The sequence below is a fragment of the Streptomyces mirabilis genome, from assembly GCF_018310535.1.
In the GTDB taxonomy this organism is placed as follows: Bacteria; Actinomycetota; Actinomycetes; order Streptomycetales; family Streptomycetaceae; genus Streptomyces.
This window is the reverse complement of the sequence record NZ_CP074102.1, coordinates 4,945,707-4,971,313: the sequence shown is the minus strand read 5'-3', so window position 1 is coordinate 4,971,313 and position 25,607 is coordinate 4,945,707. Positions and strand designations below refer to the sequence as shown.

The 25,607-nt window shown below is 69.4% G+C and carries 21 protein-coding genes and 4 pseudogenes; 16 read left to right on the top strand and 9 right to left on the bottom strand.

What is annotated here, in order from left to right:
- Positions 1–3 precede the first annotated feature (3 nt).
- From SMIR_RS22100 to SMIR_RS22065, 8 genes and pseudogenes are all read left to right on the top strand, one after another.
- Positions 4–1,674 (top strand): penicillin-binding transpeptidase domain-containing protein, encoded by a 1,671-nt coding sequence (locus tag SMIR_RS22100; RefSeq protein WP_168492511.1) that lies wholly within the window; start codon positions 4–6, stop codon positions 1,672–1,674.
- A 292-nt stretch (positions 1,675–1,966) separates the two neighbouring features.
- Positions 1,967–2,473 (top strand): YbaK/EbsC family protein, encoded by a 507-nt coding sequence (locus SMIR_RS22095; RefSeq protein WP_168492513.1) that lies wholly within the window; start codon positions 1,967–1,969, stop codon positions 2,471–2,473.
- Positions 2,470–3,246 carry a DMT family transporter gene (locus SMIR_RS22090; protein WP_168492515.1) on the top strand — a complete coding sequence of 259 codons (777 nt, stop codon included), beginning with the start codon at positions 2,470–2,472 and terminating at the stop codon, positions 3,244–3,246. Before SMIR_RS22095 ends, SMIR_RS22090 begins: the two co-directional genes overlap by 4 nt.
- A gap of 321 nt (positions 3,247–3,567) precedes the next feature.
- A pseudogene (locus SMIR_RS22085) lies at positions 3,568–4,140 on the top strand (methyltransferase domain-containing protein); the annotation flags it as partial.
- A 527-nt stretch (positions 4,141–4,667) separates the two neighbouring features.
- Positions 4,668–5,891, top strand: coding sequence for a S53 family peptidase (locus tag SMIR_RS44355; protein ID WP_168492517.1), 1,224 nt, complete (start codon positions 4,668–4,670; stop codon positions 5,889–5,891).
- Positions 5,892–6,246: 355 nt separating this feature from the next.
- A pseudogene (locus SMIR_RS22075) lies at positions 6,247–6,445 on the top strand (peptide-methionine (S)-S-oxide reductase MsrA); the annotation flags it as partial.
- 536 nt (positions 6,446–6,981) lie between these two features.
- Entirely contained in the window at positions 6,982–7,467 is a 486-nt protein-coding gene (locus tag SMIR_RS22070) for a hypothetical protein (protein ID WP_212727277.1), read from the top strand.
- 183 nt (positions 7,468–7,650) lie between these two features.
- Positions 7,651–8,028 (top strand): annotated as a pseudogene (locus tag SMIR_RS22065) (replication initiator); the annotation flags it as partial.
- A 150-nt stretch (positions 8,029–8,178) separates the two neighbouring features.
- Here SMIR_RS22065 and SMIR_RS43635 read toward each other — a convergent pair.
- The 4 genes from SMIR_RS43635 to SMIR_RS22045 all read right to left on the bottom strand — a co-directional run bounded on the left by SMIR_RS43635 (position 8,179) and on the right by SMIR_RS22045 (position 11,585).
- The gene (locus SMIR_RS43635) at positions 8,179–8,337 is read right to left on the bottom strand and encodes a hypothetical protein (RefSeq protein WP_248001964.1); all 159 of its coding nucleotides are present in this window, start codon (positions 8,335–8,337) and stop codon (positions 8,179–8,181) included.
- 92 nt (positions 8,338–8,429) lie between these two features.
- Positions 8,430–9,416, bottom strand: coding sequence for a hypothetical protein (locus SMIR_RS22055; protein WP_212727276.1), 987 nt, complete (start codon positions 9,414–9,416; stop codon positions 8,430–8,432).
- A 97-nt stretch (positions 9,417–9,513) separates the two neighbouring features.
- Positions 9,514–9,993, bottom strand: coding sequence for a hypothetical protein (locus tag SMIR_RS22050; protein WP_212727275.1), 480 nt, complete (start codon positions 9,991–9,993; stop codon positions 9,514–9,516).
- 143 nt (positions 9,994–10,136) lie between these two features.
- Complete coding sequence (locus SMIR_RS22045) at positions 10,137–11,585, bottom strand: recombinase family protein (RefSeq protein ID WP_212727274.1); 1,449 nt, start codon at positions 11,583–11,585, stop codon at positions 10,137–10,139.
- A 26-nt stretch (positions 11,586–11,611) separates the two neighbouring features.
- On the opposite strand from SMIR_RS22045, the pseudogene SMIR_RS22040 reads away from it, so the two are divergent.
- Positions 11,612–11,734: pseudogene (locus SMIR_RS22040) on the top strand (EamA family transporter); the annotation flags it as partial.
- A gap of 25 nt (positions 11,735–11,759) precedes the next feature.
- On the opposite strand, the gene SMIR_RS22035 reads toward SMIR_RS22040, so the two are convergent.
- Positions 11,760–12,116, bottom strand: a complete 357-nt coding sequence (locus SMIR_RS22035; protein WP_168492518.1) for an SsgA family sporulation/cell division regulator — start codon at positions 12,114–12,116, stop codon at positions 11,760–11,762.
- A 204-nt stretch (positions 12,117–12,320) separates the two neighbouring features.
- Here SMIR_RS22035 and SMIR_RS22030 point away from each other — a divergent pair, with 204 nt between their 5' ends.
- The 6 genes from SMIR_RS22030 to SMIR_RS22005 all read left to right on the top strand — a co-directional run bounded on the left by SMIR_RS22030 (position 12,321) and on the right by SMIR_RS22005 (position 17,215).
- Positions 12,321–13,361, top strand: a complete 1,041-nt coding sequence (locus tag SMIR_RS22030; RefSeq protein WP_168492521.1) for an energy-coupling factor ABC transporter permease — start codon at positions 12,321–12,323, stop codon at positions 13,359–13,361.
- 1 nt (position 13,362) lies between these two features.
- Positions 13,363–14,124, top strand: coding sequence for a cobalt ECF transporter T component CbiQ (cbiQ, locus tag SMIR_RS22025; RefSeq protein WP_212727273.1), 762 nt, complete (start codon positions 13,363–13,365; stop codon positions 14,122–14,124).
- The gene (locus SMIR_RS22020; RefSeq protein ID WP_168492526.1) at positions 14,112–14,873 is read left to right on the top strand and encodes an energy-coupling factor ABC transporter ATP-binding protein; all 762 of its coding nucleotides are present in this window, start codon (positions 14,112–14,114) and stop codon (positions 14,871–14,873) included. Before cbiQ ends, SMIR_RS22020 begins: the two co-directional genes overlap by 13 nt.
- A gap of 10 nt (positions 14,874–14,883) precedes the next feature.
- Positions 14,884–15,363, top strand: a complete 480-nt coding sequence (locus SMIR_RS22015) for a MarR family winged helix-turn-helix transcriptional regulator (protein WP_168492528.1) — start codon at positions 14,884–14,886, stop codon at positions 15,361–15,363.
- Between the two features lie 150 nt (positions 15,364–15,513).
- Entirely contained in the window at positions 15,514–15,975 is a 462-nt protein-coding gene (locus SMIR_RS22010) for an organic hydroperoxide resistance protein (RefSeq protein ID WP_101404570.1), read from the top strand.
- A 67-nt stretch (positions 15,976–16,042) separates the two neighbouring features.
- Positions 16,043–17,215, top strand: a complete 1,173-nt coding sequence (locus SMIR_RS22005; RefSeq protein ID WP_168492532.1) for a serine hydrolase domain-containing protein — start codon at positions 16,043–16,045, stop codon at positions 17,213–17,215.
- Positions 17,216–17,402: 187 nt separating this feature from the next.
- On the opposite strand, the gene SMIR_RS22000 is transcribed toward SMIR_RS22005, so the two are convergent.
- From SMIR_RS22000 to SMIR_RS21990, 3 genes are all read right to left on the bottom strand, one after another.
- Entirely contained in the window at positions 17,403–18,413 is a 1,011-nt protein-coding gene (locus SMIR_RS22000; RefSeq protein WP_168492536.1) for a helix-turn-helix domain-containing protein, read from the bottom strand.
- A 137-nt stretch (positions 18,414–18,550) separates the two neighbouring features.
- Entirely contained in the window at positions 18,551–20,782 is a 2,232-nt protein-coding gene (locus SMIR_RS21995; RefSeq protein WP_168492540.1) for an MMPL family transporter, read from the bottom strand.
- A gap of 112 nt (positions 20,783–20,894) precedes the next feature.
- Positions 20,895–21,482 carry a TetR/AcrR family transcriptional regulator gene (locus tag SMIR_RS21990; RefSeq protein WP_168492542.1) on the bottom strand — a complete coding sequence of 196 codons (588 nt, stop codon included), beginning with the start codon at positions 21,480–21,482 and terminating at the stop codon, positions 20,895–20,897.
- Between the two features lie 303 nt (positions 21,483–21,785).
- On the opposite strand from SMIR_RS21990, the gene SMIR_RS21985 reads away from it, so the two are divergent.
- A complete protein-coding gene (locus tag SMIR_RS21985; RefSeq protein WP_527252134.1) occupies positions 21,786–25,190 on the top strand; it encodes a S41 family peptidase in 3,405 nt (1,134 codons plus the stop codon).
- 160 nt (positions 25,191–25,350) lie between these two features.
- On the opposite strand, the gene SMIR_RS21980 is transcribed toward SMIR_RS21985, so the two are convergent.
- Positions 25,351–25,590, bottom strand: a complete 240-nt coding sequence (locus tag SMIR_RS21980) for a hypothetical protein (protein ID WP_168492546.1) — start codon at positions 25,588–25,590, stop codon at positions 25,351–25,353.
- Between the last annotated feature and the right edge of the window lie 17 nt (positions 25,591–25,607).

The window sequence follows — 25,607 nt, the reverse complement described above, 5'->3', positions numbered from 1 at the left end:
GCTGTGGGGAACAGAAGGCGCGTCGCCGAGCGACGAAAGACGAAGCCCGCCGTGGTCGGCGGGCTGATCGCGGTGGTCGTCGGCGGCGGGGCGTTCGGCGCCTACAGCCTGTACGCCGGCGGGGCGTCGGCCGAGGACCGTACGTCGGAGACCGCCGCCCACAAGGCCGTGAAGACCGGTCCGCCGTCGGCGGCCGAGGTCACGGCGCTGTCCACGCGGTTCCTGACCGCCTGGCAGAGCGGTGACGTCACGAAGGCGGCCGCCGCCACCGACGACTCGGCGGCCGCGAAGACCTTGCTGACCGGCTACGGCAAGGACGCCCACATCACCGGCGTCAAGCTCACGCCGGGCACGGCGTCCGGGGCCTCCGTCCCCTTCTCCGTCAAGGCCACCGTCACGTACAAGGGCAAGAGCAAGCCCCTGGCGTACGACTCGAAGCTGACCGTCGTGCGCCGCGCCAAGGACGGTGCGGCGCTGGTCGGCTGGCAGGCGTCGGTCGTGCACCCCGACCTCCAGGACGGCGACCGTCTGGTCACCGGTCCGGCGGGCACTCCCCCGGTCACCGCCCTCGACCGCGACGGCGGCGAGATCACCACGGCCAAGTACCCCTCGCTGGGCACAGTGCTGGACGGGCTGCGCGAGAAGTACGGCAAGATCGCCGGCGGCAAGGCGGGCATCGAACTGCGCGTGGCCCGCAAGGCCGCCGCCAAGGGCACCCAGAAGACGCCCGACAAGACCCTGGTGACCCTCAGCGAGGGCACCCCGGGGACCGTGAAGACCACGCTCAGCCCGACCCTCCAGGCGGACGCCGAGCAGCAGGTCGCCAAGAAGGACCGGGCGTCGGTGGTCCTGATGCGGCCCTCGACGGGCGAGATCCTCGCGGTCGCCAACACCAGCCACGGCTTCAACACGGCCTTCCAGGGCTCGCTGGCCCCCGGCTCCACCATGAAGGTCATCACGTCGTCGCTGCTCATCGACAAGGGGCTCGCCTCGGCCGACAAGCAGCACCCGTGCCCGAAGTACGTGACGTACGGCGGCTGGAAGTTCCAGAACGACGACAAGTTCGAGATCAAGGGCGGCACGTTCAAGGCGAGCTTCGCGCGCTCCTGCAACACCGCCTTCATCAGTCAGGCCAAGAAGCTGTCGAACTCCGACCTGACGAACCAGGCGCAGCAGTACTTCGGCCTGTCCATGAACAACTGGGCCATCGGTGTCCCGTCCTTCGACGGCTCGGTCCCGGTCCAGTCCGCGGCCCAGATGGCGGCCTCGCTGATCGGCCAGGGCGGGGTCCGCATGAACCCGCTGAACATGGCCTCGGTCGCCTCCACGGTCAAGACGGGCGTCTTCCACCAGCCGTACCTGGTGTCCCCGACGGTCGACAACCGCAAGCTGGCGACGGCCTCCCGCACCCTCCCCGCCACCACCCTCGCCCAGCTCCGCGAACTCATGCAGTATACGGCGGCGTACGGCACCGCCGCCGAGGCGATGTCCGGCCTCGGCCCCGACTACGGCGCGAAGACCGGCTCCGCGGAGGTCGACGGCCAGAAGAAGCCCAACGGCTGGTTCACCGCGTGGAAGGGCGACCTCGCCGCGGCGGGCGTCGTCCAACAGGGCGGCCACGGCGGCGACACGGCGGGCCCGATCGTGGCGGCACTGCTGAAGGCGGGAAGCTAGCCGGGCGGGGAGCCAGGGCACGTCCGGGCGGGCAGTCAGGACCTGTCCGGGCGGGGAACGGGTCGGCCCCGGGAGCGGCTCGGAGGCGCTCGGGGGCGATGCCAGTGGGGACTTCTACGCTCCGCGCATGACGTTCTCCCCTCCCCCAGGGCTGCCCGCAGGCCGTGCCGTCCCCGACGGCTCCCCCGTCATGTGACGCTTCTGGTGGGACTGGGGCCGGCACGAGACCCGGCACCCCGGCGCATCGGAACTCGCTCGCGTGCCTCCTGCACCGACCGATAGCGTGCCGCCCATGACGACCGACGCCGCCGAAGAGTCCGGAGCCCACCCCCGTTTCGCCGAGGCCCTGGAGGAGCTGGGCCTCGCTGACCTGCTGCCGCGCATCCGCCGCTTCCCGGACGCGACCCGTACCGCCGCCGAGGCCGCCGCCGCGATCGGGTGCGAGCTGAGCCAGATCTGCAAGTCGCTGATCTTCGCCGCGGACGGGGTCCCCGTGCTCGTACTCATGGACGGGGCGTCGCTGGTCGATCTGGAGCTCGTGCGGCGGGAGCTCGGGGCCGGAAAGGTGACGCGGGCCAAGGTCGATCTCGTACGGGAGACGACCGGGTACGCGATCGGCGGTGTGCCGCCCTTCGGCCACCGTACGAGGACGCGGGTGCTCGCGGACCGTTCGCTGCTCGACCACGACGTGGTGTGGGCCGCGGCCGGCACCCCGTACACCGTGTTCCCCATGGACCCCAAGACGCTGGTCGCGCATGCGGGCGGCACGCTGGTGGACGTGCGCGAGCAGCACCTGTGACCCCACTGGTCACCGCGGCGGTGCTGCTCGCCGCGGTCACCCACGCCAGTTGGAACGCGATCGCGCATCGCATCACCGACAAGCTCGTCGGGTTCACGCTGATCGCGGGCGGCGGGATGCTGATCGGGCTGGCGCTGATGCCGTTCGTGGCGGTGCCGGCGGCCGGGGCGTGGCCGTATCTGCTCGTGTCGGCCGGGATCCACGTCCTGTACTACGTCCTGCTGATGCGCTCCTTCCGGCTGGGCGACTTCGGGCAGGCGTATCCGATCGCCCGCGGGACCGCCCCGCTGGTCGTCACCGTGCTGGCGGCCGTGTTCGCGCACGAGGTGCCGAACGCCTGGGCGGCGGCGGGGATCGCGGTGTCGTGCGCGGGGCTGACGGGGGTCGCGCTGTGGGGAATGCGCGGGCGGTGCCCCAACTGGGCCGCCATCGGCGCGGCGTTGGCCACCGGTCTGTCGATCGCCGCGTACACCGTCGTGGACGGACTCGGCGTACGCGCCTCCGGTTCCTCGCTCGGGTACATCGCCTGGCTGATGGCGGTGCAGGGAGTCGTGATCCCGGCGTACGCCGCCTACCGCCTGCGCTCCCGGCTCGTCCCCGTCCTACGGCCCTTCGTCACCCTGGGGCTGCTCGGCTCGGTGCTGTCCGTGGCGGCGTACGCGCTGGTGCTGTGGGCGCAGTCGCGCGCGGCGCTGGCCCCCATTTCCGCCCTGCGCGAGTCCTCGGTCAATCCCCGCTCATGCGGTAATAACTTCGCTGTTCAGGGCTGCTGAGCCCGGCCCCAGGCCGCGGGGCCAGAGTGCGCGTTCGTGAGCCCGTCGGACCAGTCGGTCTCCGACCAGGCGGTGTCTGCCAGAGCGTGAGGTGGGGTGGTGGCAAGGGGCGCGACCTGCTGGACTTGGCCCATGGAGACTGCCGCTGCCGACCGTCCGTCGGCCACGTACGACCGCATCGGCATCGGGTACAGCGACATCCGACGGCCTGATCCCCGACTGCATGCCTTGATCGGCCAAGCGCTGGGAAGTGTCCACACCGTCCTCAACATCGGCGCCGGCACCGGTTCCTATGAGCCGGAGGACGCCGACGTCACAGCCGTCGATCCCTCTCAAGTCATGCTCGACCAACACCCTGGGACGAAGAAGGTGCTGGCCGGAGCCGAAGCACTGCCGTTCGCGGACGGCTCCTTCGACGCGGTCATGGCCATCATGACCGTCCATCACTGGCCCGACCTGCACCGCGGACTCGCCGAACTACGTCGCGTCGCCCGCAGGCAGGTCGTCTTCACCTGGGATCCGACGCACCGGCCGGAGTTGTGGCTGCTCGAGGAGTACCTGCCGGAGATCCGTGAGCTGGACCACGCCCGCTTCACCCCTCTGGCAGAGGTAGCCGAGGCGCTCGACGCGCACACTGTCACGCCCTTTCCCATCCCGCACGACTTCACCGACGGCTTCCAGTGCGCCTACTGGCGCCGACCGGAGTGCTACCTCGACCCGGTCATCCGCCAGGCCAGCTCCACCTTCGCCCAGCTGCCGCCCTCGGTCGTGGAACCGGCGATCGCTCGTCTCCGCGCCGACCTCGCCTCCGGCACCTGGCACCGCCGGCACGCCGACCTGCTGGACCGGCAGAGCATGGACTACGGATACCGGCTGCTCATCGCAGGCACGTAGCCCCGGCAGCCCTCAACACCACATCAGTCAACCCTCCTTCATGCAGTAATAGCTTGGCTGGTCAGGGGGCTGGCTGAGGCCATTCCGTACGCCTCGTCCGCCGGGCGCGCAGCATCGGCCAGTGCTGTGATCGGGAAGGCTCACCGGGTTCGATGCGTGCCTGCCCGAGGGCAGTGCAGTCCCCGGCATCGGGGAGTGGGCCGACCTCGGTGACGACTCCAGTCCACCAGCCCGGTTGATCGGTGGCCTGCCGCGAGACTTCCAGGTCTCGGTGGGTGCGCTCTTCGTATGGGTCGGGCGGTGAGCTGTACGGGTGGTTCGCATACGCCATCTGACGGCTTACCAGGTGACGTTCAGGCTGCCGTGCCGCTCCCGCACTGACAGTGGGCCGCACGGCAGACGCCGTGACGGGACGCGCGGACAGGTGCCGACACTGCGGCAGGACGGGTGAGGCCGCCGACCCGGATGTCCGGCGGCAGCAGCCCGCCAGAGAAAAGGGGACAGCCGTCCGGCCCCGAAGGAGTGTCATGCACGGTGCCCGCCCGATCCGGTCGCTGCTGGCCACGGTCCTCACGGTGGTGGGTCTGGCCGCCATCCCACCGACCACACCCGCCTTTGCGGCGCCCGCTGGTTCTCAACCGAGCGACCAGGGTGTCTGCACGCAACCGGTTGCGCCTGACCAGACGGCCTGCCTGGCCACGATCCGCACCGACGTGCCACCCATGTCCTCCGTCCCGCCGAACGCGAAGCCGCCCGGCTACGGTCCCCGGGATATCCGCAGTGCCTACGACCTTTCCGACCGCCACGGCGGCGGCAGGACCGTGGCTATCACCGTCGCCTTCCACAACCCCAACCTGGAAAGCGACCTGGCGGTCTACCGCCGCCAGTTCAACCTCCGGCCCTGTACGAAGGCCAACGGCTGCCTCCGCCAGATCAACCAGCGCGGCGGCCTCACTCCCCCGTCCGGCACCAACAGCGGCTGGGCACTGGAGTCCGCACTGGACGTCGACGCAGTGAGCGCGGCCTGCCCGGACTGCCGGATCCTGGTCGTCGAATCCGACGACAACTTCCTCAGTAACCTGCTCACCGCGGTCGACCAAGCCGTCACGCAGGGCGCCAAGGTCGTCTCGAACAGCTGGGGCCTTACCGTCGGGGAGACCCCTTCCGAAACTTTGTTCGATCACCATTTCAGTGACCACCCCGGCGTAGCCTTCACCTTCGCCGCGGGCAACGGCGGATACGGAACGACCTACCCGGCTGCCTCGCCCTACGTCACCTCGGTGGGCGGCACATCCCTGAACCGAGCCCGCAACCGCCGCGGCTGGACCGAGAGCGCCTGGTCCCGCACCGGCTCCGGCTGCTCCCTCTACGAGCCCAAGCCGCCTTTCCAGCACGACCCGCTGTGCGCCAACCGCACCATGAACGACGTCTCCGCGGTCGCCGACCCCGCGACCGGCCTTGCGGTGTACAACACCTTCGGCTCGTCCGGCAGAGGCTGGCAAATCGTCGGCGGCACCAGCCTGTCCAACGTACTGGTCGCCGCCATGTACGCCCTGGCCGGCAACCCCACGCCCGGTACGTACCCCAACTCCTACCCCTACGCCCGCCCGTATGCCTTCAACGACATCACCACCGGGTCCAACGGCACCTGCGGCGGCACCTACCTGTGCACCGCCGCCCCCGGATACGACGGACCGACCGGCGTTGGCACCCCGCACGGCGTCGCCGGACTGAGAGGCTGGGCCTGGTAGACGTCGACGGAGTCACGCCCTCGCGTCACACCCACGCACCGCCCACCGGGACGCGTGAACCGATCAGACCGGCTCACGCGTCCCGGAATTCGTCCGGCGTATCCGAGTGACCGTGCTACCGCTGATGAACCACCGAGAAGGTAGCGAGCCGCCGTCAGCCCTCCTTGCCCCGCTCCAGCCCGCTGGCCGCACCGCGGGCCCATGAGGCAGGCGCAGGGGAAAACGGCGGGTCTCACGATCTCAGTCAACTGCCGTTCATGCGGTAATAAGTTCGCTGGTCAAGGGGCGGCGTGAGGCAAGTCCGTAACCCCGGTCTCGTCCCGCGCCATGAGTCCTCGGTACGGTCTACGGCAACATCGAGACAGGGATCCTCCCGCAGGGGGTGGGGCTTCTACCCGGCCGAGGACTACCACCAGCAGTACCTTTCGGGCAGCAAAAACCCGGACGGGTACTGCGGGCTGGGTGGGACGGGGGTCAAGCTAAGTACCCTGTTCGGGACGAACTGGGGGGCGTCTTGCCCGACGGGGGTCACCCCCGCGCCGAACGCTGAATAGCAGCAGGGTGTGACCTTCTGATCCCCTTCCTTGATCAAGGAAGGGGATCAGTGCTGCTGTCCCTCGCAACTGCGAGTCAGTCCCGCTCGCCCGCTTCGGCTATTTCCGAGTTACAAGTTCCTCTACGGCTTCAAGTGCCCGCGCGAGCGCGGGCTGGCCCCTGGGCTTCGGCCCCTCTGCGCCTCCGGCGGGGGATCAGCCGGCACCGGGATGGAGGGGGCGCCGTACGCGGCCGCGGGTTCGTAGTCGCGAGAGCTTTCATGTCCCTCGCATGCTTGTCAAGTCAGTCACTGGTGTCTGACACCAGTGACTGACATCAACAGCGGCGAGCAACGGTGGACAGCGCCGAACCTCTGCGAACCGTCCACCCGGGCGGAAAGCCGATCGGCTCAGCACATCAAACCGCCATGATCGACCTGATAGGGATGAGGGCAGATCTCAAAATCTGCTTCCAGCGTCAGCGCTCCTGGGGTGAGCCCTGAGCCACTTGGAGCATCGCGCTAGCATCCCGCATGCCCATTCCGTGGAGATCCAGCGTGGACGTATTCGCGCGCATTTTGAGACAGCGTGCAGTCGAGCCCGAGTCTGTACGCGACGTCGACGCCGCCTGGGATGCCTTCGGTGAGTTCCTCCAGGTCGAGGTCGAAGGAATCGAGCGTCTTGAGAACGCTGGTGACGGCTTCATCGTCGAATGGGGCAGGTGGGGCTGGAACGACGACCAGCCTTCGATGTCCTTTGGGCGACTGCTTGCGGTCAACGGTGCCGACGACCGTGATGCCCCCGACCGGCAGCCGGAGTACTGGAAAGTCGAGCTGCAGCTCGTCTTCGGCGAGGACCCGGCATGGTCAGCGCTCGACAGCCTCGGGCATCAGGACACCGGGTTCGACTACGCCGCGATCGGCATGCCCAGGACTGTCGCGTTGGGAGAGATGCGCCGGTTCATCGAGTCTTACCCCCAGCTGGCGGCCATGTGGCGAGCCGAGCCCATTCGCAGCAACCTGACCCTGGAGCAAGCGGGCTAGCCGCCGAGCCCGGTACAGCACGGAAGTACAGCAACCGCAGCGACCGTCACCGGTCCAACAGACACCGCGCAGGGCCGCGCAGGAACCGCAATGACTGCCTCTGACCGATCCACTTTGAGCTACGGATCAGGTGTTGTCACTGGCCCGTAGCTCTGAGCGCAGGAGACAGGCGCCGGCACCGACCACAGGCTCACGGCCTGGGAAGACATCGACGCAGTCCCTGTCACCGACCACGTGCGGGCGCTCATGCGCACCTGCTGGCGCCTCGGCGGTCTGCCCGAACATGCACCCCTGAACCTCCGGGCCTGGGCCCACACCCTCGGCTACCGCGGCCACATCCTCACCAAATCCCGCGCCTACTCGACGACCTACGCGGCCCTTCGCGCCGACCGCGCTGAACACGTCGGTCCCGACACGGTGCCCGGCACGGCCACGGATGGGCACTGGCGCTACGTCGGCTCCGGCCACACCCCCGGCGCCGCACTCCTGGCCGCTGGAATCGCCGAAGACATCGCCACGAACCGTGAGATCGCCCGTGAAGAGCGTGAGGTGGCCCGGTGACGAGATGCCAGAGCGAACAGTGGGCTCGGGCGGTCGAGCGCCAGGCGGCCAAGTTCCCCACACGGATAGGGCCGAAAAGCGCTACGCGTCTCGCGCGGCTCCTCGGCCCTGCACGGAAGGATTCCTAGAAGATGATTGATTCCAAGGGGCTCAGCGGCGGCCTCGCCGGTCCTCGTAGTTGACGAAGAAGCTCACAACAATGAGCAAGCCGAAAATCCCCACGGCGAAGGTACCGAGGATCGTCCAGATCCCCTTGCCGTCCAACGCGGAGCGCACCCCACCGGCGAGCCCGCCGACGGACATGCTCATGCCGAGGACTAGAAACCGCGAACCCTGGGGTTTCAGCCAGTGCCGCAGGTCCGGGCGGCGGCGCCCACGCGTGGGTGGGCCGGCGGAGTGCGTCATTGGTATCTCACCTTTCCCGGTTCTGCCGGGGCGTCCACATGGGTGTCGCCCGGGGTCCTCGGCTGGTTGGGCGTGTAGTAGAAGTCGATCCCCGTCGCGACCGCAGCGACCGGCGCGCTGAATATCTTCTCTCCGAACTTGCCGATCGTGTTGATGAACGTGGGGCGATGGTGTTTTCCGCGTACGTTGCTCAGGATCGAGCCCTTGGCGAGGTCCGCGCTGGCCTTGCCGCCGGCCGCGGACGGGGCGCCGCCGATCAAGCCCTGTATCGCGCCGTTGATGTCTCCGTGCAGGAACGCCTCGCCACCACCCATCCAGGAGCGGTAACTGAGGAACTCGGCAATGGGCTTGATGGTGCCGCTGCCCCACTTCGCGGGCGGCGTGTACTCCACCGAATCCGTCTTCGTCTGCTGCGCCTGTCGGGCGTCGGTGCTCGCGTCCTTGAGGGAGCCGTAGTACGTGCTGCCGAACTCGTGCTTGTCCTTGGCGAGTTGCCACAGGCCCCAGGAACAGGTCGAGTCCGCTTCCGCTGCGCGGGCGATGATCGCATCGATGCGGCGTTGCAGGGCGTCGAAGTCGTCCTGGATCACCACGGACTCGGGATCCCCGTGCGACATTCGCTGGGGCTGGACGCTACGGCTCAGCGTGCCGTCGGCATGGATCGTGATGCCTGCGGGAGGATTCTCGCAGAGAACCTTCAGGTCGTCCCTGGCCGCCTTGATCTTGTCGTGCGCGGAACTCAGCAGGTTCCCGACGCTCTCCGCTTCGGTGACCGCGTCGGTGAACTCGTCCGACACCCGGACGACGAACGGCTTGGTGACGGAGGCGTTCTCGCCCTTCCACTCGGTGCCCTGGGCCAGGCTGCGCATACTCCCGGCCTCTTTGGCGACTTTGTTCAGCAGGGCCGCCATGGCGGCCCAGTCGTCTGCCGCCGACTGCAGCGGTGAGAGATTTACGTGGAAAAGTTCTTCGAAGGTCGGCACCGGCTCCCCCTGTTGGTCCCGGCGTCGCCGCCGGCGTTTTCCGGAGGGTTCCCGGTCCGCTCCGGAATCCCTCCGCCCCGCACACACTGACCAGACGTCACATGATGGGACCGTCCGCCTTCGGGACGTGGGGCGCGTCGGAGTCCGAGGTGGGCGGCGGCACGTCGAGGTACTCGGAGATCTTGGAGACCTGCATCTGCGCGGCAATGAAGTGATCGTCCTGCTTCGACGACTTCACCGAGTAGTCGAGATGGTTGGAGATCTGAGCGCAGGCGTCGACCAGCACCTGAAGCTGCCCCTGCCAGCCCTCTTCGGCCTTGGTCAGTGCGGCGCCCATGTCGAACCCGTCGTTCTCCAGGCTCTTCGCGGCGGCCTCGGTGTGTGACTGCGCATGCTTGCCGGCGCTCGACAAGTGCTGGTGCAGCAGGAACGCGGCATGCCCGATCTTCCCCATGTCGTCGTACCTGAGGATCAGGTCCGCGCCATCGGGCGACGATCCGCCGGCATCCGTGGGCACGCTGTCCAGCCGCATCGCGGACTTCGCCTTCAGTTCCGCCCACTCCTGATCGAACGACATGCTTTCACGCCCCCGATATCGTTGATCAAGCAAGGCTACCCCTGAAGGCGCATCCAAAGATTGCTGGCAGCGGTAGGAGGGCGTTAAGGGGAGTGCGGCCAGCCTCAGTGAGCTGTACAGCTCGCCACTCCTGCCCTCTCTGGCTAGTCCAGCGGGTTCGGCTTGATGTCCACCCGGTTGGTGTCGAACCCCCTGCCCTTCCTCGTCGGTGGGAGTACGACTACGGCCGCGAACAGGAAGCGGTAGATCGCGTTCATGCGCTCGTAGTCCTCGTCCTCCTCCAGCTTCTTCCAGTTGGCTTCGGCCTCCGGACCAGCAATCCCCTCCAGGACGGCGATCGGCCTCTTCACCGTCTTCCGCTGGCGCTCCTTCATCCGCTTGAGAACGACGGCGCGCATGGCGTGGAACTCGGCCGTCGTGAAGTCGTCATCCGTGAGCCACAGCTGTTTCAGCTCTTCCAGCTTCGCTCGGTCCTTCTCGTCCGCGAGAACATCGGCCTCGGGGCGCGTGGTCGCGGCGGGCTCATAGCCGGAGGTGTCCAACTTGGTCAGGACCTTGATTGCGACGTCCCGCGCGAAGGTTTCGAGAGGCACTGCGGACACGGATCGATTGCACTTCTGCTGATCAACGTCGTCGGCGCGAGTGCATCGGTAGTTGGCGTACCGGACGGTGTTCGTGCCACCCATGCGGGCTCCGCACGCGCATGCCACCACTCCGCGCAGCACGTAGTACCGGGTCGGGCGCTTCTGCTTGTCCCTGGCTTGCGCGGCCCGATACTCCCTGAACCGCTGAACCTCGTCCCACTGGCCGCGATCGATGATGGCGGTCCACGTCCCGGTTCCCACTTCCTCGCCCTGGTGGATCCGAACACCCGCCACGAAGTTGGACGACAGCAGATGTCGGACGTTCTCCGGCTGCCACGTCTTGCCCTTGGACGTCGTCACTCCCCGCGCGGTCAGGTCCTGGGCAATGCCCAAGGGTGACTCACCGTCCAGATACCGGCGGAAGACCTCGCGGACGATCTCCGCCTCTTCCTCGATGATCGCCTGACCGTTGCCCGTGTAGCCGTAGGGACGATTACCCACATGCGGCTTGCCCTCGCGGGCCTTGTCCTTCAGGGCGTCCTTCAGCCGTCGTGACGAGTCGTCGGAGGAGCGGCAGGCGTGGGCCACCTCGATACGGAGGATGAACCGGTCGTCGGGGTCCGACAGGTCGCGTCGGTTCGCCTCGCCGTGCAGGAGTACGCGCTTGTCGTCGGCTATCGAGAGAAGCTCTTCGAGGTCCTTGGGCTGCCGCATGAGGCGGTCGGGGTGGTAGACGATGACGTGCCGGATCTCTCCATCCCCCATCGCCCTGAGCATCTCTTCCCACCCGGGCCGCTTGCGGTTGCGCTGCCACGCCGAACGGTTGTTGTCCACGTAGATGTGGGCCGCCTCGACACGGAGCTGAAGCCGTTCGGCGATCTCCCGGCAGATGCGTTCCTGTCGGTCGACTCCGGTCTGGTCCTCGTCCTTGGTGTGGGAGATCCGGCAGTAGATCGCTGCGGGCTCGCCCGGGGTGACGGCAGTCTTGGCTAACTTGGATCGGCTCATGACAAATACTGTATGAGCCGGGTATGACATCGATCATCGTCGGCGCGGCGATCGGGGCGGTCTTCTTCAAGGAGCGGTTCGGGGCGCCCCGGATCGCGGCGGCGGGGCTGCTGGTGGTGGGAATCGGTCTGATGCTGCACGCGGGCTGATGCCGCACGCGGGGTGGACCGAACGTCAGTGAGCCACCGGAGTCACCGCTGTGTACGTACGACGGAGGAAGCGGATCAGAACCTTCGAGTCGAACTGCACCACCGACACCCCTTGCGCGGAGTGGAACTCCACGACCGCCTGCACCCGGCCGCACGGCCACACGCGTACGTCGCCGGACTCGACCGGAGCGCGCAGGCCTCGTTCGAGGAGCTCCCGGGGGAAGGCCCACTCGTGGGGGCCGGGCAGCGTCATGTGAACCTGCCGGGGATCGGCGTCGGGGTCGTAGCTGAGGGCCACCGGGACGACCTGGTGTTCGTCCTCGGCGGAGTCTGCCGTGTCGGTGACGATGTGGGCGCGTGCGTACTGTTCGACGGCAGACATGAACCGACTCCTTGCGCTGCGTTACCTGTGTGGAATAGATGAATCCGTCACCTCTCCAATGTCGCACATTCCGGAGATTTCGCCCACGGACTCCCTTACTCACCGGGTTCCCGGATCGGCCCCCGCCATGCATCGCCGCCCCGCCGCTATTCATGGACGCCTCGCTCTTGCAACTCATTCGCAACAAGGCACTATCATCGAACGGTGCATGTGCCTGACGGATTCATCAACGCCCCGGTCTCCGCGGTCACCGGAGTGGTCGCCGCCGGCGCCATCGCCGTGAGCCTGCGGGGCGCCCGCCGCGAACTCGACGAGAAGACCGCGCCGCTCGCCGGCCTGGTCGCCGCCTTCATCTTCGCCGTACAGATGCTGAACTTCCCGGTCGCTGCCGGGACCAGCGGACATCTGCTCGGCGGCGCGCTCGCGGCGATACTCGTCGGCCCCTTCACCGGGGTCCTCTGCGTCTCCGTGGTCCTGCTGATGCAGGGCATCCTCTTCGCCGACGGCGGCCTGACCGCTCTCGGCGTGAACATCACCGACATGGCGATCGTCACGACGGTCGTCTCGTACGCCGTCTTCCGGGGCCTGGTGAAGGTCCTGCCGCGCAAGAAGCGCTCCATCACCGTGGCGGCCTTCGTCTCCGCGCTCCTTTCCGTCCCGGGCGCCGCCGTCGCCTTCACTCTCATCTACGCCCTCGGCGGCACCACCGACGTCCCGATCACCAAGGTCGCCACCGCGATGATCGGCGTGCACGTCCTCATCGGCATCGGCGAGGCCACCATCACCGCTCTCACGGTCGGCGCGGTCATCGCCGTACGACCGGACCTCGTGCACGGGGCGCGCGGTCTGCAGCAGCGGCTGAAGCTGCGCGTCGGCGGTGAACTGGTCGACGCACCCGCGCCCGCCGTCCCCGTGGCCGCCCGGACCTCCCGTCGCAAGGTGTGGGCGGTCGGCCTCGTCACCTCCCTCCTCCTCGCGGGCTTCGTCAGCTTCTACGCCTCCGCGAGCCCCGACGGCCTGGAGAAGGTCGCCAAGGACCAGGGCATCGACAAGAACACCAAGAAGCACCACACCGAGGACTCCCCGCTCGCCGGGTACGGCGTCAAGGACATCTCCGACGCCCGGATCTCCGGCGGCCTCGCGGGCGTGATCGGCGTCGGCGTCACCGTCGTCGCGGGTACGGGGATCTTCTGGGCGGTGCGCAGGCGCCGCAGCGCCGACGTCTCCCCCGCGCAGGTGGCCTGAGGTGGGCGCGGGCCACGCGCACAGGCTCTACCGGCACGGGCACTCCCCCGTGCACGCCCTGCCCCCGCACACCAAACTCGCCGCGACCTTCGCCTTCGTCGTCGTGGTCGTCTCGACCCCACGCGAGGCGATGTGGGCCTTCGCGCTGTACGCCGCACTCCTGGCGGCGGTGGCGTACAAGGCCCGGGTACCGGCCGCCTTCCTGCTCAAGCGGCTGCTGATCGAGATCCCGTTCGTCGCCTTCGCCGTGCTCATGCCGTTCGTGGCGCAGGGCGAGCGGGTGGACGTCCTCGGCCTGTCGCTCAGCGCGAACGGCCTGTGGGGCGCCTGGAACGTCCTCGCCAAGGGCACCCTGGGCGTCGCCGCCTCCGTACTCCTCGCCTCGACGACCGAACTGCGCGAACTGCTGCTGGGGCTCCAGCGGTTGAAGCTGCCCCCGCTCCTCGTGCAGATCGCCTCCTTCATGATCCGCTACGGCGATGTCATCACCGACGAGATGCGGCGGATGCGGATCGCACGGGAGTCGCGGGGCTTCGAGGCCCGGGGTGTACGGCACTGGGGCGTCCTCGCGAAGTCCGCGGGCGCGCTGTTCATCCGCTCCTACGAGCGCGGGGAGCGCGTCCATCTCGCCATGGTGAGCCGGGGGTACGCCGGTTCGATGCCGGTCATCGACGAGGTGACCGCATCCCGGGCGCAGTGGTCGTACGCCCTCGCCCTCCCGTTCGCCGCCCTTGTCGTCTGCCTGCTGGGATGGACCCTGTGACCCCCTCTCTGGAAGTGGCCGGACTGGCCTTCGCCTACCCCGACGGCCACCAGGCCCTCTTCGGCGTCGACTTCCGCCTCGGGCGTGGCGAGCGCGTCGCGCTGCTCGGCCCGAACGGCGCCGGCAAGACCACCCTCGTCCTCCATCTCAACGGCATCCTGACCGGCGGCGCCGGAACCGTGACGGTGGCCGGACTCCCGGTCGGCAAGCGGCACATGGCGGAGATCCGGCGCAAGGTCGGCATCGTCTTCCAGGACCCGGACGACCAGCTCTTCATGCCGACCGTGCGCGAGGACGTGGCCTTCGGGCCCGCCGCGGCCGGACTGAAGGGCGCCGAGCTGGAGGAGCGCGTCCGTACGGCTCTGGAGCGGGTCGGCATGGCGGACTTCGCCGACCGTCCCCCGCACCATCTGTCGTTCGGACAGCGACGCCGGGTGGCCGTCGCGACCGTCCTCGCCATGGAGCCGGAGATCCTCGTTCTCGACGAGCCGTCCTCCAACCTCGACCCGGCCTCGCGCCGCGAACTCGCCGACATCCTGCGGTCGTTGGACGTCACCGTCCTCATGGTCACGCACGACCTGCCGTACGCCCTCGAACTCTGCCCCCGGGCGCTGATCCTGAGCGACGGCGCGATCGCCGCGGACGGGAAGACCGGTGAGCTGCTCTCCGACGACGAGCTGATGCGCACCCACCGCCTGGAGCTTCCCTTCGGTTTCGATCCGCGCTCGACAGCCGTGCGTACTCCGTGACAATGGGCGCGTGACGAAACAAGGGGACCAAGAGGACTTCGGATCGGCCGGGTCGCTGTTCCTCGACGACCAGCTGTGCTTCGCGCTGTACGCGGCCCAGCGCGCGGTGACCGCCGCGTACCGCCCGCTGCTGGAGGAGCTCGGCCTCACCTACCCGCAGTACCTCGTCCTGCTGTTCCTCTGGGAGCGTGGCGAGACCACGGTCAAGGAGCTGGCGGGCGCGCTGCGGCTGGACTACGGCACGGTGTCGCCGCTGCTCAAGCGCCTGGAGTCGGCCGGTCTGGTCCGCCGTGAACGCTCGGCGCGCGACGAGCGGTCGGTGCTGGTGGCGGTCACCGGGCGCGGCGAGGCACTGCGGGAGCGCGCGGCGGGCGTACCGCGGGCGCTGCTGGCGTCGACCGGACTCGCCGGGGACGAGGTGGCCAGGATGCGACAGGAGCTGTGGGGGCTGGCCGAGCGCGCGGACGGTGCGGCGGGGCGCGGGCGCTGACCTGCCCGTCCGGAACGGAGCAGGACAGGGCGGGACGGGGGTTACCGACGGTTTCTACCCCCTGGTAATCATGGCTTCCGTACCGGCCGGTACCTTGTGCACGATGTACTTGTGCACTTCTGTGTTTTCCGTCCTGGGGGAGGTCCCGCCATGATCGATGGCACCGCTGTCGGCGACACCGCTGTCGACACTCGTCCGACGAAGATCATGTACGTCGCCGAGGCCACCGCGCACGGCGGCCGGGACGGCTATGTCACCAGCCTGGACGGCCAGATCGAGCTGAAGGTCGCGATGCCTCCCGCGCTCGGCGGTGACGGCAACGGCACCAACCCCGAGCAGCTCTTCGCGGCCGGGTACAGCGCCTGCTTCCACAACGCGCTGGTGCTGGTGGGCCGCCGCGCCGGACTGGACCTGACCGGCTCCACCGTCGCCGCGAAGGTCGGCATCGGACCCAACAAGCAGCGCGGCTACGGCCTCGCGGTCGCACTGAGCGTCTCGCTGCCCGTCCTCGACCAGGACGTCGCGACCAAGCTCGTGGACGCGGCTCACGAGGTCTGCCCGTACTCGAACGCGACCCGGAACAACATCGAGGTCACGATCCTGCTCGGCTAGGAATCGAGCCTTCCGCGTGCGTGTTGCATCCAATGTTGAGGGTGGCCGGGCGACAGGGAGTACGGACGTGAACGTGAACGGCGAAGTGGCCGAGGGCTTCGAGCCGGTCAGGGAAGCGTTCATACGCAACTTCGAGACGCTCGGGGAACGGGGCGCGGCGGTCTCCGTGTACCGGCACGGGCACAAGGTCGTCGACCTGTGGGGCGGCGCGCGGGACGTGGACGGTACGGCGGATTCGGCGCCCTGGGAGCACGACACCGCCCACGTCATGCACTCGGCGACGAAGGGCGTCGGGGCCGCCGTACTCCTGATGCTGTACGAGCGCGGCGAGCTGGACCTGGACGCACCGGTCGGGGAGTACTGGCCCGAGTTCAAGGCTCGGGGCAAGGAACGGCTTCTGGTCCGGCATGTGCTGTCGCACCGGGCGGGCGTGCCCGTGGTCGACACGCCGCTGACCCCGGCCGAGGCCGCGGACCCGGACCGTACGGCCGCGTCGATCGCGGCGCAGACCCCCCTCTGGGAACCGGGCGCGGACCACGGCTACCACCCCCACACCTTCGGCTGGATGCTCTCCGAACTGGTCCGCCGCGTCACCGGCGGCCGGGGCGTGAGCGAGTTCATCGCGACGGAGATCTCCGCCCCGCTCGGCCTGGACCTCTGGGTCGGGCTGCCGGAGGCCGAGGCCCACCGGGTGGGCCGCGCGGGCCGAGTCGATGCGCCCGAGCCGTCGAGCGCCCTGCGCACCCGCCCGAAGCGGTCGGTGGCCGAGGCCTACAAGGACCCGGACTCGACGACCGTCCGCGCCTTCGCCGCGATCACCCCACCGCCCGACGACAACGACCCCGCCTACCGTGCGGCGGCCCTCCCCGCCTCCAACGGCATCGCCACGGCCGACGGTCTCGCCCGCTTCTACGCCGCCCTGATCGGCGAGCTGGACGGCACCCGCCTGTTCACCCCGGACACGGTCGAGCTGGCCCGCGCCGAGGCGTCCGCGGGACCGGACCGCACCCTGGTCATCAGCACCCGTTTCGGCCTCGGCTACATGCTCCACGGCACCGCATCTCCGCTGCTGGGCCCGGCCTCGTTCGGCCACCCGGGCCGCGGCGGCCCACTGGGCTTCGCGGACCCCGAGTCGGGCATCGCCTTCGGCTACATCACGAACGGCTTCCGCAAGACGGTGACGGCGGATCCACGGGCGCAGGCGCTGGTACGGGCGCTACGGGCGGCGCTGTCGTCGTAGCCGACCGGGGCGGGGCCGCGTCGTAGCCGACCGGGGCGGGGCCGCGTCGTAGCCGACCGGGGCGGGGCCGTGCCAGGACACCCCTGCGATCCTGGCCCGCCCCTTCCGGTCCGCCCGTCCCTCGCCGCGCGGCGATCACCAGAATGCGCGGCCGACCGCCCGTCTGTCGTTGGCGCACAGTCGCCACCTACTTGGCGCAGGGTCCACGGCCTTCCGAGTGTGCCTCGCGGTCCTCGGCCATCGTCCTCCTGCGCAGTTCGCTCGGCGGGACGCCATGTGCGGTGCGGAAGGCCCGGGTGAACTCGGCGGCGCGGGGGAAACCCCAGCGGGCGGCGACGGCATGGACCGGCATCGCGCGCAGCGCCGGGTCGGCGAGGTCGCGGCGGGCGTTCTCCAGCCGCTGATCGCGGATGTAGGAGGCCACGGTGAGGCCCTCGGCCTGGAAGAGGCGGTACAGATGGCTGCGCGAGATGTGGTGCGCGGCGGCGATCCGAGCGGGGGTCAGCTCCTGGTCGCCCAGATGCCGGCGGATGAACGCCTTGATACACAGGATCAGCGTCCGGCCGCGGGTCTCCGGCGGCAGCAGGACCTCGGCGTCCAGGGCGCCCGCGAAGACGGCCGTGACCAGATCGGCGAGGACCGTTCCCAGCCGGGGTCCGTCCGAGGGCTGGTAGGAGCCGGTGTCCGAGGCCAACTGGACGAGGAACTGCGCCAGGAGCGCGCCGACTCCCTCGCGGCCCGAGATCCGGCCGCCGATCACCCGGTCGGCCCGGTTCGCGGGCAGCGCCACCAGCGACCGCGGGATCTCGACTCCCACGAGGCTGACCGGGTCCGCGCCGGTGTGTATCTCGTACGACCGTGAGGAACAGTTGGTGTGGATGTCGTTGACCCGGTAGGCGGCCTGCTGTCTGTCCCAGGCGGCCGCTCCCTCTCCCCGCAGCAGGAGGGAGAGGTGGTACACCTCGGGATCGGACTGGCGGATCAGCTTCGGTGTCCGCCGGAAGACCAGATGGTCGAAGGTCGCCGGCCAGACCGTGACGTCCCCCAGCCCGATCATGCGCTGGTGTGCGCGGTAGTCCGCCGTGCGGTCGCTGGCCAGCTGCATGGGCGCGTGCGTACGGCCCATGCGCTGCGTCCACGCCTCGAACCGGTCACCGACCGGCAGGTCCGCGGTTTTGAAGACCGACTCGTGCAACACGATCAGCGGACCTCCTGGTGAGAGGGAGCCTGGGACCGGATGATTCCACAACCAGGAGCAAGAGTGAGGGGCACCCCGCCGCAACGCGGGGTGCCCCTCAGCACATCAGTCAGTCAGCCTGACAGACAAGTCAGGCCTCAGACCCGTACCAGCTCCCGGTCCTCGTCCCGGCCCCCGTCGCCGGGGCCCCGGCCCTTCTCCTCCGCCGTGCGCAGGCCCTCGCCCTCGACGTCCACGTTGGGAAGCGCCCGGTCCAGCCACTTCGGCAGCCACCAGGCCTTCTTCCCGAGCAGGGCCAGCACCGCCGGGACGATCGCCATGCGGACCACGAACGCGTCGAAGAAGACCGCGATCGCGAGGCCGAAGCCGATCATCTTGATCATCGACTCGCTGGAGCCGATGAAGCCGGAGAAGACGGCGATCATGATGACCGCGGCCGCCGTGACGACCCGTGCGCCGTGCTTGAAGCCGGTCACGATCGCCTGGTGGGGCTTCTCCCCGTGGACGTACGCCTCACGCATCCGGGTCACGAGGAACACCTCGTAGTCCATCGCGAGACCGAAGACGACACCCACCATGAAGATCGGCATCATCGACATGATCGGGCCGGTTTCCTCGACGCCCAGGAGGCCGGACAGCCAGCCCCACTGGAAGACGGCGACAACCGCGCCGAGCGCCGCCATCACGCTCAGCAGGAAGCCGAGCGCCGCCTTCAGCGGGACCAGGACCGAGCGGAAGACCACGATCAGGAGGAGGAAGGCGAGGCCGACGACCAGCGCGAGATACGGGATCAGCGCGTCGTTCAGCTTCTGCGAGAAGTCGATGTTCATCGCGGTGGTGCCGGTGACCAGCACCTTCGCGTCGGTTTCGGTCGAGATGGTGCCGCCCGCGTCACGGATGGCGTGCACCAGGTCCTCGGTCTTGACGGAGGACGGCTTGGAGTCGGGGATGACCGTGATCGTCGCGGTGTCCCCGGCCTTGTTGAACGCCGCCGGGCTGACCGACACGACGTCCTTCATGTCCTTGACCGTGTCGGTGACCTTGGTCGCCGCGGCCTTGGGGTCGTCGCTGGACTTGCCGTCCACGACGAGCATCAGGGGACCGTTGAAGCCGGGACCGAAGCCGTCGGACAGCACGTCGTACGCCCGGCGCTGCGTGGTCGACGTCGGCTGCGAACCGTCGTCGGGCAGACCCAGTTCGAGCGAGGCCGCCGGGAGCGCGGCGGCGCCCAGGCCGATCACGCCGAGCACCAGCACGGCGAGCGGCCGGCGCACGACGAAGCTCGCCCAGCGGGTGCCCATGTTGGGCTTGCCCTCCTTCTTCACGGCACGCCCGCCGCCGAGCAGCTTGCTCTTCTTGCCCGCGGGCTGGACCTTGCGGCCCGCGTAGCCCAGCAGGGCCGGAATCAGCGACAGCGCGATCAGTACGGCGATGGCGACCGTGCCCGCCGCCGCGACACCCATCTTCGTCAGCATCGGGATGTTGACGACCGACAGACCGACCAGCGCGATCACGACCGTCAGACCGGCGAAGACGACCGCCGAACCCGCCGTACCGACGGCCCGTCCGGCCGCCTCCTCGCGCTCCCGGCCCTCGGCCAGTTCGGCGCGGTAGCGGGAGACGATGAAGAGGGCGTAGTCGATGCCGACCGCGAGGCCGATCATCATCGCCAGGGTGGAGGTGGTGGTGCCCAGGTCCAGCGCGTTCGCCAGCGCCGTGATCGTCGAGACGCCGATACCGACGCCGATCAGCGCGGTCAGCAGCGGCAGCCCGGCCGCGATCAGCGAACCGAAGGTGATGACGAGCACGACCGCGGCGACCGCGATACCGATGACCTCGGTCGACCCGGTCTCCGGCGTCGCCTGGAGCGCGTCACCGCCGACCTCGACGCTCAGCCCGGCGTCCCGCGCCTGCTGCGCGGCCTCCTCCAGGGCGGTCTTCGAGGAGTCCTTCAACTCCATGCCGGACACCTTGTACTTCACCGAGGTGTAGGCGACCGACCCGTTCTTGCTCACCGCGTGGGACTTGAAGGGGTCGGACACGGAGGTGACCTCCGAGCCGTCGCCGAGCGCCTTGACGGTCTTCTCGACGGTCGCCTTGTTGGCCTTGTCACCCATCTTCTCGCCGGCGGGTGCCTTGAAGACCACGCGGGCGGTCGCGCCGTCGGCGCTCATCCCGGGGAAGCGCTGTTCGAGCAGGTCGAAAGCTTTCTGCGCCTCGGTGCCGGGGATCGAGAAAGAGGACGCTCCCGCGGTGGGCGCGGAGGCGGCGCCGACACCCGCCAGCGTCAGCAGGGCCACCCATATCAGGGCGACGAAATGGCGTCGCCTGAAGGCGAATCGGCCGAGTTTATAGAGGAATGTGGCCACGAGGGCGTACTCCCGGTCAGGTCGTTTGCTGGCAGCTGGGCAGGGGAGATCAGCCCGACGACGTGAGCGGTCGCGTCAGGTGCACGTAGGCGTTACTGAAGGTCGGGCAGGCTCAGGCGCCGAGAGCGGGGAGGATCACGGCGTCCATGTACGAGGTGAGGAAGTCCTGGGTGGGTGGCAGCTCGTCGACGATGCCGCGCACCGCGAAGGCGCCGATCATCATGTGCAGCACGTAGTCCTGAGCGGGGTTGTCCGCCCGGATCTCACCCCGGTCGACGGCACGCCGCAGGATCTCGCGGAGCATCTCGGTCTCCGGCTCGATGATCCACTCGCGGAAGGCGCGCAGGAGATCGGGGTTCCCGTGCAGTGCCGTGGCCAGACCCCGCATCAGCGCGGAATTCTGCTCCATGTGGCAGTCGTCCTCACGCCTCACCATGGCGTGGAAGTCGCCCCGCAGGGACCCGGTGTCGATGTCACTGGTGATCGGCTTCTCGTGCCGCAGCGCCTTCACGACGAGCTCGGCCTTGCCGCCCCACTGGCGGTAGAGGGTGGCTTTGCTGGACCGGGTACGGGCGGCGACGGCGTCCATGGTCAGGGCGTCGTAGCCGACCTCCCGGAGCAGTTCGAGCACGGCCGCGTACAGCTCGGCCTCACGCTCGGGAGTGATCCGACTGCGACGCACCGTTGCGACTTCAGCCATCCCACTCACCTTCTCTGCCCCGGACGACACGGTTTCGTACACCCATGAAGATACCCCGAGATTCAAAGAAACGAAACCGTTTCGTACGTGTGCTGGGTCACGCACACCCGAAAGGACACCTACTCACAAGTTGCCGGGCGCCTCCGGGAGGAAAAGCATGGGTAGGTGAGCGACGCGTATGAGAAGGCGACCACGGACCAGGCGCCCCCCGGGGACAGCGCGACCACCAGGGGCAACGCATCCGGCTATCTCCGTTTCCCCCATCTCAGCGGCGACCGCCTCTGCTTCGCCGCCGAGGACGACCTGTGGATGGCCCCCCTCGACGGGCCGGGCCGCGCCTGGCGGCTCACCGTCGACCGGACCAAGGTCGGCCACCCCCGCTTCTCCCCCGACGGCCGGCTCATCGCGTACACGAGCTGGCGCAGCCTCGTGCCGGAGATCCATCTGGCCCCGGTGGACGGCGGTCCCTCCCGCCGGCTCACCTACTGGGGCAGCGCGGACACCCAGGTCTGCGGCTGGTCGCCGCCCGACAAGGACGGGCACAGCGACATCCTCGCCGTCGCCTCCCACGGCCAGCCCTTCTCGTACTTCACCTGGGCCTACAAGGTCCCCACCGACGGCGACCCCGGCGGCGCACTCCCCTGGGGCCCGGTCTCCGCCATCCAGGTCGCCGACCTCGACGGCGAACACAAGACGCTCCTGCTCACCGGCACCCCGCCGCACGAACCCGCCGCCTGGAAGCGCTACCGGGGCGGCGCCACCGGCCGGCTCTGGCTGCACGGACGGCGACTGCTCGCCGACCTCGACGGCCACCTCGACTCCCCCATGTTCGTCGGCGGCCGTATCGCCTTCCTCTCCGACCACGAGGGCATCGGAAACCTGTACTCGTGCGCGTACGACGGTGGCGAACTGCGCCGCCACACCGACCATGACGCCTTCTACGCCCGGCACGCCTCCAGCGACGGCACCCGGGTCGTCTACCAGTGCGCCGGGGACCTGTGGATCGTCGACGACCTGTCCCCGGACTCGGTCCCGCGCCGCCTCGACGTCCGCCTCGGCGGTCCGCGCGCGGGACGCCGTACCTACCAGGTGCCCGCGGCGCAGCACGTGGACGGCATCTCGGTCGACGAGACGGGCCGGGCCAGCGCCGTCGTCGTACGCGGCAGCCTGCACTGGCTCACCCACCGAGACGGCCCCGCGCGCACCATCGCGGACACCCCCGGCGTACGCGTCCGGCTCCCCGAGATGCTCGGCTCCGGCGGCCGGATCGCCTACGTCACCGACGCGGACGGCGAGGACGCCGTCGAGATCGCCTTCCTCCCCCGGGCCTCCGGCCAGCGCGAGCCGCGCCGCCTTGCCTCCGGCGAACTGGGGCGCGTGCTGGAGATGGTCTCCGACCCGCAGGGCGAACGCCTCGCGATCGCCTCGAACGACGGACGACTGCTGATCCTCGACGCGACGGAGGAGTCGGGGACCACGTCCACGTCCCCGACGGAGCCCGCGGAAGCCTCCGTGACAGAGCCCGACAGCACCTCAGAGCCGGAGTCCGAGGACACCTCACGGACAGAGTCCGAGGGCACCTCGCAGACGGGGTCCGAGGAAGCCTCCCGGACGGAGCCCGGCGACACCTCACCGACCGAGGCCGAGGGAGCCTCCCGGACGGAGTCCGAGGACTCCTCACCGACCGAGCCCGAGGGAGGAGAGGTCACCGAGCTGATCACCTCGATCAACGGGCCGGTCCGGGACCTCGCCTTCTCCCCGGACGGGGCCTGGCTGACCTGGTCGCACCCGGGGATCGGCCGCTCCCTGCGCCAGATCAAGATCGCGCGCATAAAGGACCGGCTCATCGCCGACGTCACCAACGGCCGCTTCGAGGACGAGAACCCCGTCTTCACCCGCGACGGCCGCTACCTCGCCTTCCTCTCCTGGCGCGGCTTCGACCCGGTGTACGACGTCCACACCGGCGACCTCTCCTTCCCGCTCGGCTGCCGCCCCTACCTCGTCCCCCTGTCCTCCGCCACCCCTTCCCCCTTCGCGCTCAACCCCGACGGGCGGCCCGTCGCCGGGGGCCTTGACCCGATCGAGGACGAGAGCGCGGACGGCGCGGTGAGCGTCGAACTGGAAGGCCTGGAGAGCCGGGTGACCCCCTTCCCGGTCACCGCCTCCAAGTACTCGGCGCTGCACCCGGTCGCGGGCGGCGGCCTGGTCTGGCTGCGCTGGCCGATCTCGGGCGCCCTCGGCGAGACCTTCGTCAACCCCGACGACACCTCCGGGCGGCCGACGCTGGAGTTCTTCAACATCAGCAAGGCGAAGAAGTCCGAACTCGTCCAGCACCTGGACTGGTTCGCGGTCAGCGGCGACGGCTCCCGGCTGGTCGTCGTGGACGAGGGCGACCTGCGAGCGGTCCCCTCGACCGAGGTCGGTGACTCCGACTCGACGGTCTGGATCGACCTGCGGCGCATCATCCACGAGGTGGACCCGCCCGCCGAGTGGCGCCAGGCCTACGCGGAGGCGGGCCGCCTCACCCGCGCCTACTTCTGGGAACCCCACATGTGCGGCATCGACTGGGACGGTGTGCTCGCCCAGTACCGCCCGCTGGTCGAACGAATCGCCTCCCCCGACGACTTCGCCGACCTCCTGCGCGAGGTCCTCGGCGAACTCGGCACCTCCCACGCGTACGTCGCCGCCGCCCGCCGCAACGAGGGCCCGGCCCACTACCAGCGCTGGCAGGGCCTGCTCGGCGCCAACTTCGTCCGCCGCGACGGCAGCTGGATGCTGAAGCGGATCCTCCCCGGCGACTCCTCCGACTCCAAGGCCCGCTCACCGCTCGCCGGCACCGGCATCCGCGAGGGCGCGGTCCTCACCCACGTCGACGGCCGCCCGGTCGACCCGGTCACCGGCCCCTACCCCCTGCTCGCGGGCGCGGGCGGTACGACGGTGGAGCTCACGTTCATCCCGGCGGCGGGCGAGGGGCACTCACGCCGGGTGGCCGTCGTCCCGCTGATCGACGAGCGCCCCCTGCGCTACCAGGACTGGGTGGCCAAACGCCGCGAGGTCGTCCGGGAGTTGAGCGGGGGCCGGTGCGGCTACCTCCACATCCCCGACATGGGCGGCTCGGGCTGGGCCCAGTTCAACCGCGACCTGCGCCTGGAAGTCTCGCGCCCCGCGCTGATCGTCGACGTACGCGGCAACGCGGGCGGCCACATCAGCGAACTCGTCGTGGAGAAGCTCACCCGCACGATCCTCGGCTGGGACCTGACACGCAACGCCCAGCCGGTGTCGTACGCCTCGAACGCCCCGCGCGGCCCGATCGTCGCCCTCGCCGACGAGGCGACCGCCTCCGACGGCGACATGATCACCGCCGCGTTCAAACTGCTGAAGCTCGGGCCGGTCGTCGGCCAGCGCACCTGGGGCGGAGTCGTCGGCATGACCGGCCGCCACCGCCTCGGCGACGGCACGGTGATCACGGTGCCGATGAACGCGGCCTGGTTCGACGCGTACGGCTGGTCCGTCGAGAACCAGGGCGTCGCCCCGGACCTGGCGGTCCTGCGCACCCCCCTGGACTGGGCGGAGGGCCACCACACCGAAATGGACACCGCCATCCAACTGGCCCTCGACCTCCTGACCACCCACCACGCGGCCTCCCCACCCGACTACACAAACCCCCCCGACAGATCAAGACCAAAACTCCCCCCGAGATCTCAATAGGGGCAGGGGCAAGCGCCCTGAAGGGGCGCGGGGAACTGCGCGCCCAGCCACATCGAACCCGCACCCGACAACGCACCCCCCGACGCCAACCAAAAGCGTGGGGCGCCCCCAACAATCAGGGGCGCCCCACAACTCCGGCCTAAGCCGGCGCAGCGAACCGTCAGACGTCGTAGTCCTGGTCGAGCCGGTCCTTCGCCTCACGCTGCAGGCGCTCGGCCTCCGGGATCGACCGGTCGCCCCTCTGCGGGGAACGCTCGCCCGTCTGCGGGGTACGCGCACCCGGCTGCGGGGAGTGCTCGCCGGGACGGGCCTTCTCGTGGCCCGTGTCCTGGCCCATCTTCTTCTTGCCCTGCTGCTTCATCTGCTCGGCCTTGTTCTGCATCTGGTCCTTCTTGCCCATGAGGTTTCACTCCCATT